7 protein-coding genes, 2 tRNA genes and 3 pseudogenes are annotated in these 16599 nt (G+C 62.9%); 9 read left to right on the plus strand and 3 right to left on the minus strand.

Annotated elements, in window-relative coordinates:
• Positions 1–41 precede the first annotated feature (41 nt).
• Positions 42–612: pseudogene (locus IF27_RS31370) on the plus strand (NF041680 family putative transposase); the annotation flags it as partial.
• Between the two features lie 113 nt (positions 613–725).
• Here IF27_RS31370 and IF27_RS30765 read toward each other — a convergent pair.
• Entirely contained in the window at positions 726–1109 is a 384-nt protein-coding gene (locus IF27_RS30765; RefSeq protein WP_190232759.1) for a hypothetical protein, read from the minus strand.
• 1390 nt (positions 1110–2499) lie between these two features.
• Between IF27_RS30765 and IF27_RS30770 the strand changes: the two genes are divergently transcribed.
• From IF27_RS30770 to IF27_RS01625, 6 genes and pseudogenes are all read left to right on the plus strand, one after another.
• Positions 2500–3555, plus strand: coding sequence for a Druantia anti-phage system protein DruA (locus tag IF27_RS30770; protein WP_190232760.1), 1056 nt, complete (start codon positions 2500–2502; stop codon positions 3553–3555).
• A gap of 243 nt (positions 3556–3798) precedes the next feature.
• A complete protein-coding gene (locus IF27_RS30775) occupies positions 3799–5256 on the plus strand; it encodes a hypothetical protein (protein ID WP_190232761.1) in 1458 nt (485 codons plus the stop codon).
• A complete protein-coding gene (locus IF27_RS30780) occupies positions 5253–6743 on the plus strand; it encodes a methylation-associated defense system protein MAD7 family protein (RefSeq protein ID WP_190232762.1) in 1491 nt (496 codons plus the stop codon). Before IF27_RS30775 ends, IF27_RS30780 begins: the two co-directional genes overlap by 4 nt.
• Before the next feature lie 20 nt (positions 6744–6763).
• Positions 6764–11281 (plus strand): DNA translocase FtsK, encoded by a 4518-nt coding sequence (locus tag IF27_RS29840; protein WP_190232763.1) that lies wholly within the window; start codon positions 6764–6766, stop codon positions 11279–11281.
• A 156-nt stretch (positions 11282–11437) separates the two neighbouring features.
• A pseudogene (locus IF27_RS01620) lies at positions 11438–11803 on the plus strand (FtsK/SpoIIIE domain-containing protein); the annotation flags it as partial.
• A 103-nt stretch (positions 11804–11906) separates the two neighbouring features.
• A pseudogene (locus tag IF27_RS01625) lies at positions 11907–12149 on the plus strand (DUF2637 domain-containing protein); the annotation flags it as partial.
• A 160-nt stretch (positions 12150–12309) separates the two neighbouring features.
• Here the strand turns inward: IF27_RS01625 and IF27_RS01630 are convergent.
• Positions 12310–12382 (minus strand) — tRNA-Arg (locus tag IF27_RS01630).
• A 134-nt stretch (positions 12383–12516) separates the two neighbouring features.
• Positions 12517–12606 (minus strand) — tRNA-Ser (locus IF27_RS01635).
• Between the two features lie 185 nt (positions 12607–12791).
• On the opposite strand from IF27_RS01635, the gene IF27_RS01640 reads away from it, so the two are divergent.
• A complete protein-coding gene (locus tag IF27_RS01640; protein ID WP_052847410.1) occupies positions 12792–13220 on the plus strand; it encodes an SSI family serine proteinase inhibitor in 429 nt (142 codons plus the stop codon).
• 123 nt (positions 13221–13343) lie between these two features.
• A complete protein-coding gene (locus tag IF27_RS01645; protein WP_110945428.1) occupies positions 13344–16586 on the plus strand; it encodes a response regulator in 3243 nt (1080 codons plus the stop codon).
• The last annotated feature ends 13 nt before the right edge of the window (positions 16587–16599 follow it).

A 16599-nucleotide genomic window follows, 5' to 3' on the forward strand; every position in this document is an offset into this window, starting at 1 on the left:
CACAGCCCTTTACGGGACAGCCCTTAGTCCCGGATGCAGCCCGATTACAAACTCGAGGCCCCTGGCTCGACCGCTACGGTGAACTCGACTTGTTCCACGGCACGTTGATTCGGCTGAAGGTCGGACACCTGCCCGGTGACCGCCCCCCAAGCAGGTCTGGCTGTGGTCCTCGCACACCGGGATGAGCGGGCGGGACGTCGATGTGCGCTGGCAGGCGTTCCTCCACAGGTTCCATCTTGAGCATATTCTCCGGCTGTTCAAGCTGACCCTGGGCTGGACCGTCCCGAAAGTCCGCGATCCGCACACGGCCGACCTGTGGATCTGGCTGATCATCGGCGCCCACACTCAACTCTGCCTCGCCCACCCTCTCACGGAGGACCTCCGACGTCCGTGGGAACGACCCAGCAACCGCGTCGACTCACCCCGGCCCGGGTCCGCAGGGGGTTCCGTCACCTCCGCATGAAGACCGCCCGTCCCGCCAGCGTGCCCAAGCCCAGCCCCGGACGCCCACCCGGCTCGACAAACCCCAGGCCAGCCCCATGCCACAAGCCCGGAAAAATCCTGAAAGGAATCGAAACCCTCGCCGAACACGTCCGTCTGAAACAGCAGTGAGGTTAATGATCAAGCTCAGTACATCATCGCAAGCTGGGAGACTTCAACCTTCTGCGTTGACCCTTCCTGTCCACGGGTGGTCCGCAACGGGCTGCCTCCCTCAGCGGATTCTATCAGGTGGAGCGTTCCCTGACCCAAAACGAAATGCGCTTGGTTCTTGCGGGCTCAGCAAGCGTCAAGGTAAATCCGTTACTGAAAAAGAATCCCCCCGTCGGATTCTTGCCGGCAGATTCACTCTCGATCGCATGCCAGGACACGGAGCCTGTCCGCTGCAAGTCGATATCGATGGAATGGCGCGTAAATTCCAGATGAAGGATATTTTCGACTGCTTCTACAGACTCGAGGACTTGATCTTTTAGTACATCAAGGTCCAAGTAAGTTTTCAGGCTATTGATTCCGAATACTCGAAACGAGCTCAAGGTCGCTCCGACTGCATGATCGGAGATCAACTTTGCGGCGGTGACTACATCGGTGGCCTTGTTGGGCGAGCCGGGCATCCTGATTCCCTAAGGGGCGAGGCGGTCGGTAAGGGTTTTGGTTTGCGATGAACCCTACCAACGCGGTCCGGGCATCCGATCCTGCTTACTCAGTGTCTTGAGAAGCGGAAGGAGTCGTCTGCATCTCACTACCGTAGCCTCTTGACAGGTAGTCGTCGTCTCGGCGACTTGACGCACCCGCCCGCCATGCCAGCGTAAGACCCCGCCCTCCATTGAGGCGCACAGCTACCCCGGCGAGTCAACCCACGTCTCAGAGGCTGCGGAGCGGCACGCGTACTGCGTCCGGGTTGTGGCGGCCCATGGCGCCGCTGGCCGACCACGGCTCACTTGGCGACCGCATACGATCTAGGTCTTGGTCCAGCGATGGGGACTAAGTCGCCTGCATAGCCGCCTGATGCTGGAGAGCCTGCGTGAGCAGGTAGCCTTCACGGTGCGCAGCCAGCGGCAACGTCATGATCGGAGGAGTCCACTGAACGCGGATGACAGGGGAACGCCGGCGGACGGGCGACCGGCGCATGTCCAGTGGCACGTGGCCGATGGATTTCTGTCCCTAACGTTCCCCCACGATGACTCGAGCAGCTACCCCGTGCTTATGGACGACCGCACCACTTTGCTTATCCCTGTAGATAAGCTCGTTGAATTCCAGCCACAGGAACTTGGCGCTCTTGGGCCTAAGTTCAAGGAAATCGTCAAATCGCTAGACGGAGCACTCCCCAGTCGGATCCGCGAAGCGCTGAGGCGGGAGGCTGAGAACTGCGGACAGGACACTCCATCTGCTAAGTCATTCCGTGTAACCCTCCTCATCCTTCGGGACTACATTGACTCGGGCTACTATCCTTTGATGCAGGGTGACGACCTCGTTCTGGCGCCCCTACTCGAGGCAGAGAACGCTGACGAAGCGCAACGCCGTGAAGCGCTTCGAAAGTTGTATCGACAAGCACGGACAAACGCTCTGAGGATTCCGGGGCAACGTAAGTCGCTTGAGCGCCTTTTGGGGACACTTACTAAAAGCCAGTATCGCTCGGAGGAAGGCATCGCTTCACTTGCGGACGGCCCACCAGAGTTGCAGCTCACTGTGGCAGGACAGGGCGCTGGGAGGGCAGTGTGGAGGGCTGTAAGGGCCACGTGGTCCATGACTCCGGATGCTAGCGCACCAGGCCGCGAAGTCTCAGTAGTACTGGAGGACAGAAAGTTCCCGGGAACTCCTCTGGGAGTTGCGCAATTTCGTAATGTGGTCCCTGAGATTCGCTGCAGAGATTCATGGCTTGGCCTCACTTCGCGAAACTCAGAGGGCGGACCCGGAGGCTTTGTCGACCGGTTGGATCGAGTTCCTGACGCCAAGGATAGAATTTCTGCCACGGTACAGGTGCTGACATCTTTGCTTGGCGCAGTGAACCCGGACGGGCTTCCGCCCATCGAACTTTCCGGTGGAACACGGCAAGCGGCAAGCTTGCAAAAACTGGCTGCCCGATTGCGTATCGCCTACAATGATGCCCGCAAATTGGGTCAGCGGGAGTTGTCTCGTCAACTCCTGGCGCAGACCAAGCGCGCTGAAACTGCTGCCGAGCTCAGCCTCGGCCTTGCTGGCCTCCGCGCCTGCCTCGAATCTCCGAATGCTGCCCAGTTCTTGCGTGAGAATGTTCTGATGCGGCGTTTGGTGGATTCAGGTCTGCGAAAAATCTGGCACTACCACATGGGTTTTGTTGCTCTCGAAATGAGTGTTTGTGGCGCTGCGCCACCGTTCGGCCCGATGAGGGTGGGTAAACTGGCGGCCGCGGTAGCCGGTAGCGAAACGGTACTCGAAGCGTGGGGCCGGGATCGCCCCCTGGGGCAGATTGCCGCCACCGTCTATAAGCCTGAGGTGCGAGAGGAAATTCCGAACCCGGGGCCCCTCGTGGTATTCACCAGCGGCCTTTATCCAGGTCACAGTTCCCAGTACAATCGAGCCACTAGCGGTGAGCGTAAATGGATCCGAATCGGTGAAACCCGCGGTTTCGGATCTTTCCATGTCGCAGCCGAGACCATCGATGCGATCGATGAATACAATGTGGCAGCCGATGGGTACTCGCACATCACAAGAACGTTCGGTGAGGGAGCCAGCGCACGTTTTAGAGCGATTGGGAAGGCTTTGTCAGGATTGGGGCTTCCTGATCTGAGGAGACACGACACGCGTCGCCCCATGTATGCCCTGCCTCTGGTCAACGACCCAGGAGGTGTACTTCTGGGGTGGGAGGCTCCAGGGGACGTGTCAGGGGCCACAGCAATCGATCTCGCCAAGCAGTGGTGGGATCGGTGGGTGAGCGCGCGAGGCGCCCTCCTAGCCGAACAGGCCCGATGCACGCCAGACCTCATCGACGAACTTGCCGGGATGATGCGAGAGGTCGGGCCGGCTCCTGATGAACCGAAGCGCCCCGACGAGCCGGAGCAACTAACGCTTGCTCTCTAACTTGTTTTGCTTGAAGTTGCAGGTGAGTCTCAGTCGCCTTCTGTAACGTGACCTGTGGGAAAACGTGGACATAGCACAGGGGAGACGGCCATCATCCGCGACTCATCGATGACAGACCTAGCGACGCTCTTCCGACGCGGCGAAGTGTATGCAGACTCCTGGTCCGTTGAGGTCAGACGTCAACTCAACGTCGAAGACCCTCTAGTTGGGCTTGTGACACAGGCTCTGAACGACGGTCGACACGTGGTGATCACTGGCAACGCAGGAGACGGAAAGAGCCACCTCCTGTCGATGGCCCTCGACGCGAGTGCGCCGGAGCCATCCCTTGAGGCGGACGATCGCTCTATCGCGGCCCTGAGTCCGGGGCATCGCCTGTTCATCCGGGACGCGGCGACGCTAGATGATGCAGCGATCCTTGCCTGGACCGATGCGGCTACTGCGAACGGCTGCCAACTCGTCATCACCCTCAACGAAGGTCCGTTGTCGTCGCTGGCGCGGCTCCAAGGCGAAGGTCTCTACGAGCAGGTGCGTGAGGTCACGCACGCTCGTGCTCGGGGCGAAGAGATGGACGATCCAAGCGGTGTCCTGCTGGTCAACCTTGCGGGCCGGCAACTGGTTCACGCGGGTTTCATCGCGCGTGCCCTTGACCGCCTGTTGCCTGCAGTCGATCCCTGCCGCACATGTGGCGATGACACCACGTGCCCACGTACCGCTGGCCGAGACCTACTCGCTCGATCGCCCCAGGCAACTGACCGCCTCACGAAGCTCCTGTCACTGCTGGGCCAGTCCGGGCTTCGGCTCACCGCCCGGGAATTGTGGGTTCTCCTTGCGGAGCTCTTCTTCTCCTGGCAATGCCCGCCTCGTGCGCGCGACGTCCAGAAGCTGGCTGGATGGTGGTGGTCGAGAGTCTTCGATCCTGCCACATCTATGGGTCGAATGATTAACCGAGAGTTCGACCCCATCCACACCGCAAATTCATTTGTCGACAGTCACCTCTGGCTAGGTAACAACGAACGGGTCGGCGTCGCACCCGAAGTGCCGTTGTTTCATCCTGCTCTCATCCACAGAAGAGACCGAAACGGCGCACTCAAGGCCTTCGCGGCGGCCAAGCGTGCCTGGTTTTTCCTTGCAAGGGACTTGCGTGTTGAGCAATTCATCGATAGGCAGTCACATATCCCAGATTATGTAGATCTGCTTCAAGAGGCTCGAGAAGAACCTCACCGCGCCGTCCAGCGGGTAGTCGCCGAAATAAATCGTTACCGCCTAACGGTGGGAACAGGTAAGCAACTACATCTCAGTCGCCACCATGGACTCACAGCTGTGACTCGGCCATCTGTGCTGGCTGCCAGCGCATCGATTAGCTCGGATGAACTCACAGTGCGGTTGCCGTACCTGCACGAGGACCACGGGGTCGAGTCCGCGGGATTCAAACCATCGAAGCTCGAGCTTTCATGGAAGCAAGGTCGCGGCGCCGTCCTCTCACTTGACTATGAAACGTGGCGACAGTTGCATCAGCCTCGAACTGTTCAATCAGACAGAACTCAAGAGGCGCTAGACATGGCGCTTGATCTATTCATTGGCCAGGCACCAGCCAAACCAGTAACTGATCCAGAGATCACTGCAGTCGACCATGCTACTGGTGTGCTCACTACAGTTACCGTGCGAGGTGGACGCCGTCCAGAAATTGAGGTGAATTCATGACGTTCGTAGCTGGCATCGATCTAACCCCATGGTTCAGAGAGAACGTCACGGATACTCTCGTTTTCAGTACGGCCGCTACGAGCGCGAAGCCAGTCCATGTATTGAATGGCTTCCTCGCGAAGTGCCTGGAAGGCCCTCGAGCGCCGAAGCTAGCGAGTGCTCTGATTGCCAGGAACAGCAATTCGTGGGTCACCGCCGAAAAACCCCTTCGCCAACTACTTGCGCAGGCGCCACAGTCCTTCAAGGTCCCGTCCAACTCTGCTGATCTAGATAAAGTTCGTCACCTACTGAGAGCGCTACTGGCGGGCGATAGAGCGGTATTCGCGACTATGCAGTCCTACCAAGTTGCGCATCCGGCATTTATCACAAACGACCCTACGGGTGGGGCTATGGGGCTTCTTTGCGCCTCGCTACTACTCAATTACGCCTCTGGGACTGATGAACTGCTAGCCCTAGTGGAGCGCCTTTGCGAGACGCAGCCAAACCCCTATTGGGTGCTGCAGTCAGCCCTTGCGGGGCCGGTTGATTCCAACAGCTTCAGCATCTCGGAAGTCCGTCCCGTCCCGTGGGCCACGAACGATGTCACTAAACAGCTCGCCAACAACCTCGGCAACATGCTACGTCGAGCGGTGCAACTAGGCAGTGTGGCCGCTGATAGCCTCGATGCGCTGAAAGTACTCGCCAATGCAATAGAGTTCGCATGTGTTCTCTCGTATGCCCAAGTTCCCAGCTTGCTGGTTGTTGGCGATTTCACACCGCTCCTGGCAGTAGTCTCCTCCGATGCAGATACTGTGCTCGACTCGTCCGCTCGAGGCTCACTTCCTCTGATGCACAGTGCGATGGATAACTGGATCGCATCTAAACTTCAGCGGACTGTACGCGAACGACTTGGGGATGCGGTTCAAGACAAGAGTGCTTCGGAAGCCTTCCTCCTGCAGACAGTACCGTTCTCAGCGGGAGCAAAGGAGAAGCGCCTCGAGCGCAGTCGGCTATTGGTTGAGAAGACGCCCGAAGCCCTTGAACACTTGATCCCGAAAGATGACCCCACACATGCTCCGCAAGATCTCAGCGGACCAGTCGCGTTGGTGCTCCTCGACCTCCTAAAAACAACAATGGCACAGAGCTACGCACAGTGGTTTGACCATCATGCTCGACACTGCGGTTTTCTGGCACCGCGGAGAGGGAACACCAGTAAGCGTTTCTGTATCGAAGCTAACTTGGTGACGACGCTCGTTCTGGCTGTGCTCGAAGAACAGGAGTCGGAAGTCTCCTTTGATGAGTTTCTGAACAGACTTGAAACGCGGTTCGGTATCGCGGTAGGACCAACAGCACAGACGCGCTCCATGGCGCCGCGAGCATCGGAATCGGAGCTAGAGTCGAACAGGGATGCATTGGCACATCTTCTGACACGTCTTGGCCTAGCTCGCGCCTACAGTGATAACACGACAGAGGTGCTAAACCCACTCCAGATGTGGAACATCCGATGAACCTTACAGAGGAGTCGGCAATGGATGCTCAGGATGTAATTACCGAGGCTATTTGCGTCACCGTCAGCGGTAAATTCGAGACAGGATTCGGATACCTTCGGCTCCCCTACCTGTCACCTGGAATGCCTCTGGAGCGAATCGTCGACCGGCTCTCCGAAGAGGTACCCGGACTCAACGTTGCAAACTTCGCCTCGACCCGAATCGAGCGCGATAACGTGACTGATCGGGTTACAGTGGCCATCCGCTGGCGAAATGAGGGAAGGCGTCCAATTCTCGTAGTTGGTGACCTTCATCGGAACAGAGCTCACGGGCTGATGAATGTACCTCAGGTCACTGCCGATGAAGTAAGGCGCGCAGTTTTTGCCACCCTAGGGGCTGAATTTGCTCAGGGAGTTAGCGAGAACGTCGCGCCACTTTTGGCTGCCCTTCAAGAGCGTAATATTCCCTTGGACTACGCGGCAGACTACTGCGCTGCCCTGAACCCTCTGCAGCCGGGCAGTGGCGATCTCTCGCGCAAATTTCTCTGGCGTCTGGGTTTGCTACCCGATCACCGAACTGCCCAAACAATCGATTCGAATCGTCTACAGTTGAACGAGCAAACCGTGGATTCTGTCAGAATGGCGGATCCGGGAACTCTCCAGCGATTCATCGCAAATTCCACTGCCGAGTACGCCAAACTCCGAAAGTTCGGCCGGTCTGGCAAGCGCGAACTGCTTGCAGGGTTGAACCTAGATGACGTTATTGATGCTATGCGAGTGGCCTCCATCCGCTCTCGCACGCGATCCAGAGATGACACCAACGGCCCAGACGACCGAGTTGACATTCTAGATTTGGTCGATTCAGGCGAGGTCTCAGAAGAGGATCTACTCGAAGCCATTCGAGATCACGACGGCGGTAATCAACTCGACCTCAATAGCGGCGGCGTAGTATGGGATGCTCCGAGCTTGGAGCAGGTACTCAACGACCCGTCTTTGGTCGCCGCTGAGCCGAGAACTTCAGAACAGGCAGCGGGGGAGTCCCGCACGCTGTTTGACAGTCTGACTCAAGAACAGCCGGCCAACGAGGATACCCTAGCGACATTTTACGGCTCTACGGCTGGCGGAACGACCTCCAAATTCGGTACAGCGACACAATGGCAGTCACTTGGAGATTTGCGCCAAGAACTCGAGGATCTGGCTGATGATGCGCCTATTGCTGGACGTCTGGCCCTGAATGCTTTCGACCGGTTGGCCGATCGCAGAATGGCCCTAGCGCCCTTCGCGCCGTCTATCGCAACCGAAGGCATCAGGCTCTTCATGAGTTCAGAGACTCTGCGTAGCCAAGGCGATGAACTCGTATCATCGTGGGCGGACCTGTGGTCAGCTCTAAGTCAGATGCGTCAGGAGATCCCCAACGAACAAGCCTCCTTCGTGAAGCGCTTGGCTGACGCCCTCACGCTGGTGGACGTAGTGGCAGAGCGCGACTCCCAGGGAACTCGTGTCCGCCTTCTGCCGCTGCACCCTGTCGTTCTCGAGCCGCGGGTTCGGGCCGCTACAATGCTCCGTGAAATGCAGTCGGGTGGTGAACTGGACAGCGAGTTCATCGATACCGTGTCAGCCAACATCGATCCTGCTGCGCCCTCTTTGGGAATCGTAATAGGGAAAGACCCAGAGGCTCTGGCTTTCTCCGGTACCTCTGAGACTGGAGAACCAGTCTACGGAAAGAAGCGACTCGCATCGGGTACCCCTGAGACTACGCATACTGTCCAGCAAGTCATTGATCGGTTCCTGGTAGCCTATCCGTTCGCGCAGCTTAGTCTGTGCGTTGCGTTGATCCGTCCAACCTCGCCAGTAGTGCGACGCCTTTTTGAGCGGTTGCAAGATCCCAGATCTTGTTCTGCGACGCGCATTGTTTTGCGCGTGTTTAGCCCGGAGAATGCGGCCGAGATCAGGAACTTGGTAGCGGCAGCTGCGGCGGAGCACGATGATCGTGGTCGAGTAGACGTGCAGATCTTCGAAACTGATCCCGACGTGACTGAGCTTCAAGACGGCGGAGCGCCGCACGTAACCTTTCTGTTTGACGTCTCCGATGGCGGGACCGCTGGGTTCGGGAACCTACTGCAGTCGGAGCAGCAGGGGAGCGTTGTCACGGAATGGACCTTTGTTACGCACAAACGCACGACCGTCATCAAGCCAGCCGCTTCTGGTCGTCTGGCGGCGCTCCTGAATCAGCAGAGTGAACTGTCCAGTGCTGATCCGGCCGAACTGGATCGCAGCCCGCTGCTTTCGCCCGCGGAAACTACTCACCTTTCGGAACTCGGGCAAGCAACCAGTTGGCTAGTACTGGTTGAGTCAACGAGCGCCCTTGCTGCGCCCGAGACCATTGAGTCGCCGGAGTCAGTTGATGAGCAACTACTCTCCGAGAGCGGAAATGACGAACGACTCAACCTTCTTGGGCGCGTAGGAACAGGTTCTCACACCGCCTACGTTTACTGTCGGGACCTGACGCTGTTGGTCGACCCGCCTTTGCGCATGATGCAAGGAAACAGCTGGCTTGATCCCGAACCTAACAGCCTGATGGCCTTCCTCACCAACACGGTTCGCCGCGCTCTCCCTGAAGGACTTCTAGGCTTCTTCGGAACCAAGGGACCTCTCAGCGATGATGCGATTCTTGGAAGGATCGGGGTAGCTGCGGTCCTGGCCGAACTGCAGGAGGACAAAGGCAGTCTGGTTATGAGCCTGGACACTGATGCTGCCCGAAAATGGCTGCAACGTCGTCGCAGCAACAGGCGTGCTGATCTTCTACAAATCAAATGGACCGAAAGCGGTCCATGCGTCAAGGTGATTGAAGTTAAGTCAACTCGAGATGCCTTGGATGGCGGCAGCATTCCTCAGCATGTGCACGATGCCTCTGATCAGGTACTCGAGATGATGGATGTCCTGCGCGGCGTCTTCTCTCAGTCCAGCGGAGACCTATTCGCCGCGAGTCGTCGCGAGATTCTTAAGCGTCAGGTATTCCTCGAAGCGTTGCAGCAGTGGGAAGAAACTCGTGTTCAGGACTGGCCTGAGTACAGGAAACGTCTTCGTAGTCTAAACAATCTTTTCGAGCTAGATCCTTCTTCGGAGCCGGTCCATTTGGATGGCGAGGTCGTGGTGGTGGGCATTGATGCCCCACAGACCAACCTCCCTGACCGGATTGGAGAGGCCGGCTTGCCATTGAAGGTCCTGGGGGGAGATTGGTTGCGACATGCACTTCGTCATGGAAGAGACCAGGTAGCGGTCCCGAGCTACCTCGGCGAACTCATTTCCAGCCTCGTCGGAGAATCGCCTCAGGACGCGATGACGGCGACAGCAGTCGATCCTCAGACTTCTAAGACACCGACCACTGATGCAAAGCAAGATACTCAGACGCGGTCAGAGTCTGAGAAGGTGGCGGAGCGGTGGGATGACGGAGCCGAGCGTGCCGGACTAGCTCAGCAAGTGGTCAATGCTTTGCGAGCCCGCAATGTTCCCCTACGTAGTCTGAATGAGAAGGATATTGTTGCTGGCCCATCAGTATTGCGGGTACCGTTCGAGCTGGAGCCGGGAGCCAGGCTTTCAACTCTCGCAAATCAGGAATTGGATATCGCTCGCGATCTTGGAGTTTCAGGGATCCGGGTGGATAACCTTCCCGGTCGGGCGCGCTATGCGGTCCTAGAGATCCCGCGGCAGCATCGGAGTATCGCAGACGTCTCCGAACTGGAGGCTCCGGCTGGGCATGCCATCTCGGTAGCTCTCGGCACAGATTATGATTTCAACCCATTCTGGGTGCCGCTGCACGAGCTTCCCCATCTCCTGATCGCTGGAACGACTGGGAGCGGAAAGAGCACTTTGCTCCGCTCCATCCTGTGGCAACTGACGCGAATGTACTCTGTCGATGCTCTCGACCTAGTGCTCGTAGATGCTAAGGGTATGGGCGACTTCAGGGATCTCGCCAGAGCGCCTCAGATCCGGCAGAGCAGTGACTATTACCTCGGAGCCGACGGAGCTTTGGATCTGCTCGGTGACATCGTGGAGAGGCGCGTTCCGGAGCGCATCGAAACTTTCAATCAATATGCCGAAGCCGCGATGTATCGTCCAGATCCGAAGAACATCACTGATGTGGTTTCGCTCTGCGAGGACGCAGCCGCACACGGAGTGGATGCCCCGCTGAGGCCGCTAATCGTTGTGATTGACGAGTTCTCCGAAATTGCGCTTTCCTCCTCGGATCGTCGACGCTTCGAAACTCTGGTTACGCGTTTCGTTCAGCGGGCTCGAGCAGTTGGAGGGCATCTGATCACTGCCACACAGCGTCCAAGCGTTGAAATTGTCCCTGGGGTAATGAAGGCCAACTTCGCGCGCCTGTCTCTCATGGTGAGGAGCGCGACGGATAGCAGGGTTATCCTTGATGCGTCAGGCGCAGAAAGGCTACTGCCAATGGGTGACATGCTTTTTGCGTCTCCACACCAAGGCCTGGTTCGTCTACAAGGTTTCTCTGCTCAAGGACCGTATCTTCCTGTCTCTGGTGGTACAGCGGTTTAGATCCGGCTGAGGCTTGCGACGCTCAGGTTAATGGAGCAGCTTTGGGCTGGAGTCGCTTCGGTGCGAGTGATCACGGCCCCCTAAGCTTCCGACGCGTCGGGCAGTCTGTGGACCTGCCCGGTAGAGCACAAGTTGAGACCGTGATCTTCGAGGCTCGCGCCGACGGAGCGGCTGCGGCACGCGTGGGGCGTTCACGCCGTCCACGTCTCGGAGATCAAGCCGGGGACCGTCGAACTGCGGCTCGTCGGCTTCGACGTCCTCCGCGACGTCCGGATGCCGCGCCGCCTCACGTCCGGCTTCCTGAAGGTGCCGGTCGCGCTGCGCGAGGACGCGACACCGTTCCTACGGGACTACCGCACGGTTCCCCATCAGCTCACCCTCGGAGCCACGCTGTCCGGCAAGTCGATGTTCCTGCGCAACCTCATCAGCGGCCTGGCTCCCCAAAGCGTCGCCCCGGTCGGGATCGACTGCAAGCGGGGCGTCGAGCTGGCGCCGTTCGCCCCGGTCAGCTCGACAGCGACCGTGGAATCCCACCCGGACGCGTAGCCCCTCGACGGCTCGCATGGCTGCCTCGCGCCATGCCCCTACCCCTCCCATGCCGAAAACAGGAAGGAGGTGACCTGCTGTGCGCGCTCTCGCCGCCCGCGTGGACGCCGTGCTCGTACAGGCGGTCATCGCCGCCGCGCTGTCCTTCGCGCACATCCACGACCTGGCGGCGGCGGCCGGACAGGGCGGCTGGAAGGCGTGGGCCTATCCGGTCTCCGTTGACCTGCTGCTGGTGGCCGCGTGGCGACGACTGCGCTCCGGCGGGCCCAAGGCTGCGGGCTGGTGCTGGTTCCTCATCGCCCTGGCCGCGTCGCTCGGCGCGATGACCCTTGAGGTGTACGCCGAGGCGACCGAGGAACAGGTCAGGGAAGCGTTGCAGCGGCTCGCGGGTGGCTTCGGCGGCGGGTAAAGCCGTTGCGGTACTCCGCTGCTGTACGGCACGAAGAAGCCCCGTTCCGGTCTCGGAACGGGGCTTTGAGGTGTGCGCTCGGCAGGATTCGAACCTGCAACCTTCTGATCCGTAGTCAGATGCTCTATCCGTTAAGCTACGAGCGCTCCGCCCCCTGCGGGGCGTTGCGTGGACAACACTACATGACGGTGGGCGCCGGGGTGAAATCCGTATCGCCTACCCCGCTGACCTGCGCACATGCGAAAGCCCCGCCGTCACGACGGGGCTCGCGGGGACACTGCGGAGGCTCCGGGATTTGAACCCGGGATGGGGGGTTACCCCAAACCGCATTAGCAGTGCGGCGCCATAGACCAGACTAGGCGAAGCCTCCTTGCACGGCAGCGCGGACGATGCGTGCGTGCAAATGATGCCACAGCCCGAACGGCCGCAGCCAATCGGATCCCACCCTACGGGGGTACGCGCCCCCGCGTCGAGTTGCGCAACGGTCCGGGGGCGGGAGCGTTAGCAGAGGGGAGAGATCCGCTCACCCTTCGTACGCACCCCTGGAGCACCCGCATGTCGCTGCGCAAGAGCCTCGTCGCCGCCACCGTCCTCGCCGCCTCGCTCGCCCTCCCCTCCCCGGCCGTCGCCGCTGAGGCCCGGGAGGCGGGCGGCGCGGCGCACCGGCTGACGATCACGGTCAGCGGCGCAGGGGAGGAGGCCGACGGCCGTCACGAGCTGGAGTGCGCGCCGGTGGGCGGGACGCACCCCGATCCGGAGGGCGCGTGCGAGGTGTTGCGCGGCGCGCGCGAGCCGTTCGCCACGACCACCGGGACGGACGGCGCCGAGCCGCTGTGCACCTACGTGTACGGCGGCCCGGCCACCGCGACGGTCGAAGGCGTGTGGGACGGAAGGCCGGTCCACGCCGAGTACGACCGCACCAACGGCTGCGAGATCGCGCGCTGGGACGCCCTCGTCCCGGTGCTGCCCGGCGTCGTGACCTGACCCTTACGGGCGGCGACTTCGGAACGCACCGCCGCTCCCGTCCCCGCTGGCCGTAGACTCCCCTGAAGACACGCACGGGGTCCGTGCACCTGAATCACGTGGGTCAAGGGAGGAACCGACGTCGTGAGCAGCAGGCCAGCGAGAGGCGCTGCTCGCCTCGCCGCCATACTCGACGCATTGCCCGACGCGCTGTTGCTGGTCAACGGGAACGGCACGGTCGTCAATGCCAACGCCATCGCCGTGGAGACCCTGGAGGCTCCGGGCGCCCCCCTCATCGGTCGTGGACTGCTGGACATCGTCCCGGATTTCGATCCGCGCCGGATTCCCGGCTCGATGCGCCGTCCCGAGGAGGACCCCAGTGTCAGGACCAGGCCCACACGGATGGTGGCCAGGCGGACGGACGGCGGAGCGTTGCAGGTCGAGGTGACCAGCGCCGGGCTCAACTCGGGCCACACGCCGTACGCGTCGGCCATCGAGGCGGCGTTCGCCGACGACCACTCGGGTGAGGAACTGCTGGTCCTCATCATCCGGGACCTGTCGGGCACCCTCGACACCGAGGCGGAACTCGTCCGCCAGCAGCGGCAGACGGAGATGATCCTGCGGGCGGCGTCCGAGGGCGTCGTCGGCGTCGATACCGCGGGCCGCATCGTGCTCGTCAACCCGGCGGCGGCGCAGATCCTGGGCCACCGGGCCAGCCAGCTCGGCGGCCAGGAACTGCACCCGCTGGTGCAGCACTCGCGGGTGGACGGGACGCCGCTGGCGTTCGAGGAGACCCCGCTGCACGACACGCTGTCGTCGGGCCGCAAGCACCGCGTACGCGGGCAGGTCCTGTGGACGAAGGACGGCAGGGCCGTCCCCGTTGACCTCACGACCGCGCCGGTGCGTGACGGCGACCAACTGGTCGGGGCGGTCCTCGCCTTCACCGACCGGCGCTCCTACGACGCGCTCGCCGCCCGCCACCAGCAGCTGCTGTCGGTGCTGCGGGACGGCCTGCGCGGTCCGCTTGAGCAGCTGCGCGGCGAGCTGACGGCCCTCGCGGCGGACCCCGCCGGCCAGTTGTGGCCCGAGGCCAACCAGGTGCTGCACCATCTCGCGGCCGGTTACACGCGGATGACCACGCTCGTGGACAACGTCCTCAGCTACCAGCGGCTGGACGAGGGGCACGAGAAGCTGTCGGTGAAGCGCGTGTCGCTCGACGCCGTCGTGGCGGCGGGCGTCGAGGGCGCGGTGGAGCTGATCGGCCCGGGACGGGCGCAGTTCGCCGTGCACGCGCCGCCGATCGAGGCCGAGGTCGATCCGGACCGGCTGGCTCAGGCGCTGGCGCACTTGGTGGCGGACGTCGCCGGGGTGGACGCGACCGGGCGCGCCGCGACGGGCGCGGCGGCCGGGGACTCGACGATCGTGGTGGCCGCCGCGCAGCGCGGGGACGTGGTGCGCATCGAGGTGCGCGGTCCTTATCCCGGCGGCGACATGGTGCACGAGCCGATCGTGCGGGGCATCGTCCGTCAACACGGCGGTGTGTTGCAGACGCACGAGGTGGGTGGCGCGTCGGCGTACGTGCTGGAGGTACCGGTGCTGGCCGGGGGCGGGGCCGTGTCGGCGGCGCCCGCGACGCGTGACGCGAGCGGCGACACGACCGTGATGCCCGTGCCCGTCGAGCCCGCGCGGGGGATGGCACGCGCGCGGTCGGGGAAGCCCGCCGTGGCGATCGAGCCGGTGCAGGACACGCCCACGGGGCGACGCCGCCGGGCGGGCGCTCCGGCGCCGGAGGAGACGGCCGCGAGCGGTGACGACACCGGTTCTGTGGACTCGTCGGGACGCGGACGCCGTCGGCGCGCGCTCGGGCCGGTGGAGGAACAGCCCGACGTCCCCGCCGCCCAGCCGGAGGCCCCACAGCCGACGCCCCCCGCGGCGCAGCCCACGGGGCGGCGGCGCAGGCAGGCGTCCGAGGGCGAAGGACCGCAGCCCGTCGAGGTCGCGGTCGCCGAGCAGCACGCCCCCCCGCAGCAGCCGCACCTACCGGCGCAGGCGCCGGAACCGCCGCAGCAGCAGGTGGTGGAGCAGCCCGACCAGCAGCAGCCGGACGCCCCGCAACAGCAGCAACAGGACGAGCCGCCGCCCGTCGAGCACTCGGTGGTCGCGGCGAGCCCCATCCTGGACGGCAGCGCCCCCCCGCCCGTGAACGCGCCACGGCAGCCGCGGCCCCTGCCCATGCCGGGCAGCGAGCGGGTGGAGCGCGCCCTGCCAGGCGTGAGCGTGCAGACGCTGGGCCAGGGCGTGCCCGTGCCGCCTCCGGCTCCCCCCGCGCTGCCGGACCGACGGCCGCTGCCCGGCGTCCCCTCGCCGCCCGCGCCGCCGATGCAGGCGGCCGTGGTGCCCCAGCAAGTGCCCGCGCGGCGGAGGAAGCTGGCGACGCCGCCCGCGGAGGAGCCCGAGCAGGGCGACGGCACGCCGGGCGCCACGGCGCCCGTGCCGAAGCAGCAGGGGCCCGACACACACGGCAGAGGCCGCCGGTTCGCGATCGGCGCCCCGGCCGCGGGCGCGGCCGAGGGCCCGGAACCGCTCGACGGGCCGAACGGCGCCGTCGAGGTCACCGACAACCCCGCGTCCGCGGGACCGCCCGCCCCCGCGGACGACGAACTGCCGCCCGAGCCGCTGGACAACCCGCGTCGGCTCCTCGTCTGGCCCGAGCCCGACCCGTCCACCCAGCAGGCGCTGACGGACCGGGGCTACCGGCCGGTGATCGTGCACTCGCGCGAGGAGGTGGACGCGCAGATCGCCGCCTATCCCGCGGCGCTGTTCGTCGATCCGCTGACCGGGCCGATCACGCGGACCGCCCTCCAGTCGCTGCGCGCGGCGGCGGTGGCGGCCGAGGTGCCGGTGCTGGTGACGGCGGGGCTCGGGCAGGCGAGCCGGGAGGCGGCGTACGGCGCCGATCCGGCCGTGCTGCTGAAGGCGCTCGCGCCGCGCGACAGCGAGCAGCACCCGCCGCGCGTCCTCCTGGTGGAGGAGCAGCCCGAGATCGCGAGCGCGCTCGCCGCCTCGCTGGAGCGCCGGGGCATGCAGGCCGCGCACGCCGCGTCGGACGCGGAGGCGATGGAGGTCGCCGCGCAGCTGCGGCCGAACCTGGTGGTCATGGACCTGGGCCAGGTCAGGCGACGGCGTGCCGGGATCATCGACTGGCTGCGCGTCAACGGGCTGCTGCACCGGACGCCGTTCGTCGTCTACACGGCCGCCGAGAGCGAGCCCGCGCAGCTGGCGTCGCTGGCGTCGGGCGAGACGGTGCTGTTCCTCGCCGAGCGCTCGACCAGCGCGGACGTGCAGGAGCGCATCGTGGACCTGCTGACGAAGATCGGCGCGCACTGACGGCCGTCCGCCG

Source organism: Streptomyces avicenniae, assembly GCF_000719135.1.
Taxonomy (GTDB): Bacteria; Actinomycetota; Actinomycetes; order Streptomycetales; family Streptomycetaceae; genus Streptomyces; species Streptomyces avicenniae.

Bases quoted from the DNA above. Each gene is read 5' to 3' on its own strand.
- IF27_RS29840 (WP_190232763.1), top strand. From the start codon at position 6,764: ATGGATGCTCAGGATGTAATTACCGAGGCTATTTGCGTCACCGTCAGC.
- IF27_RS30765 (WP_190232759.1), bottom strand. From the start codon at position 1,109: ATGCCCGGCTCGCCCAACAAGGCCACCGATGTAGTCACCGCCGCAAAG.
- IF27_RS01640 (WP_052847410.1), top strand. From the start codon at position 12,792: ATGTCGCTGCGCAAGAGCCTCGTCGCCGCCACCGTCCTCGCCGCCTCG.
- IF27_RS30780 (WP_190232762.1), top strand. From the start codon at position 5,253: ATGACGTTCGTAGCTGGCATCGATCTAACCCCATGGTTCAGAGAGAAC.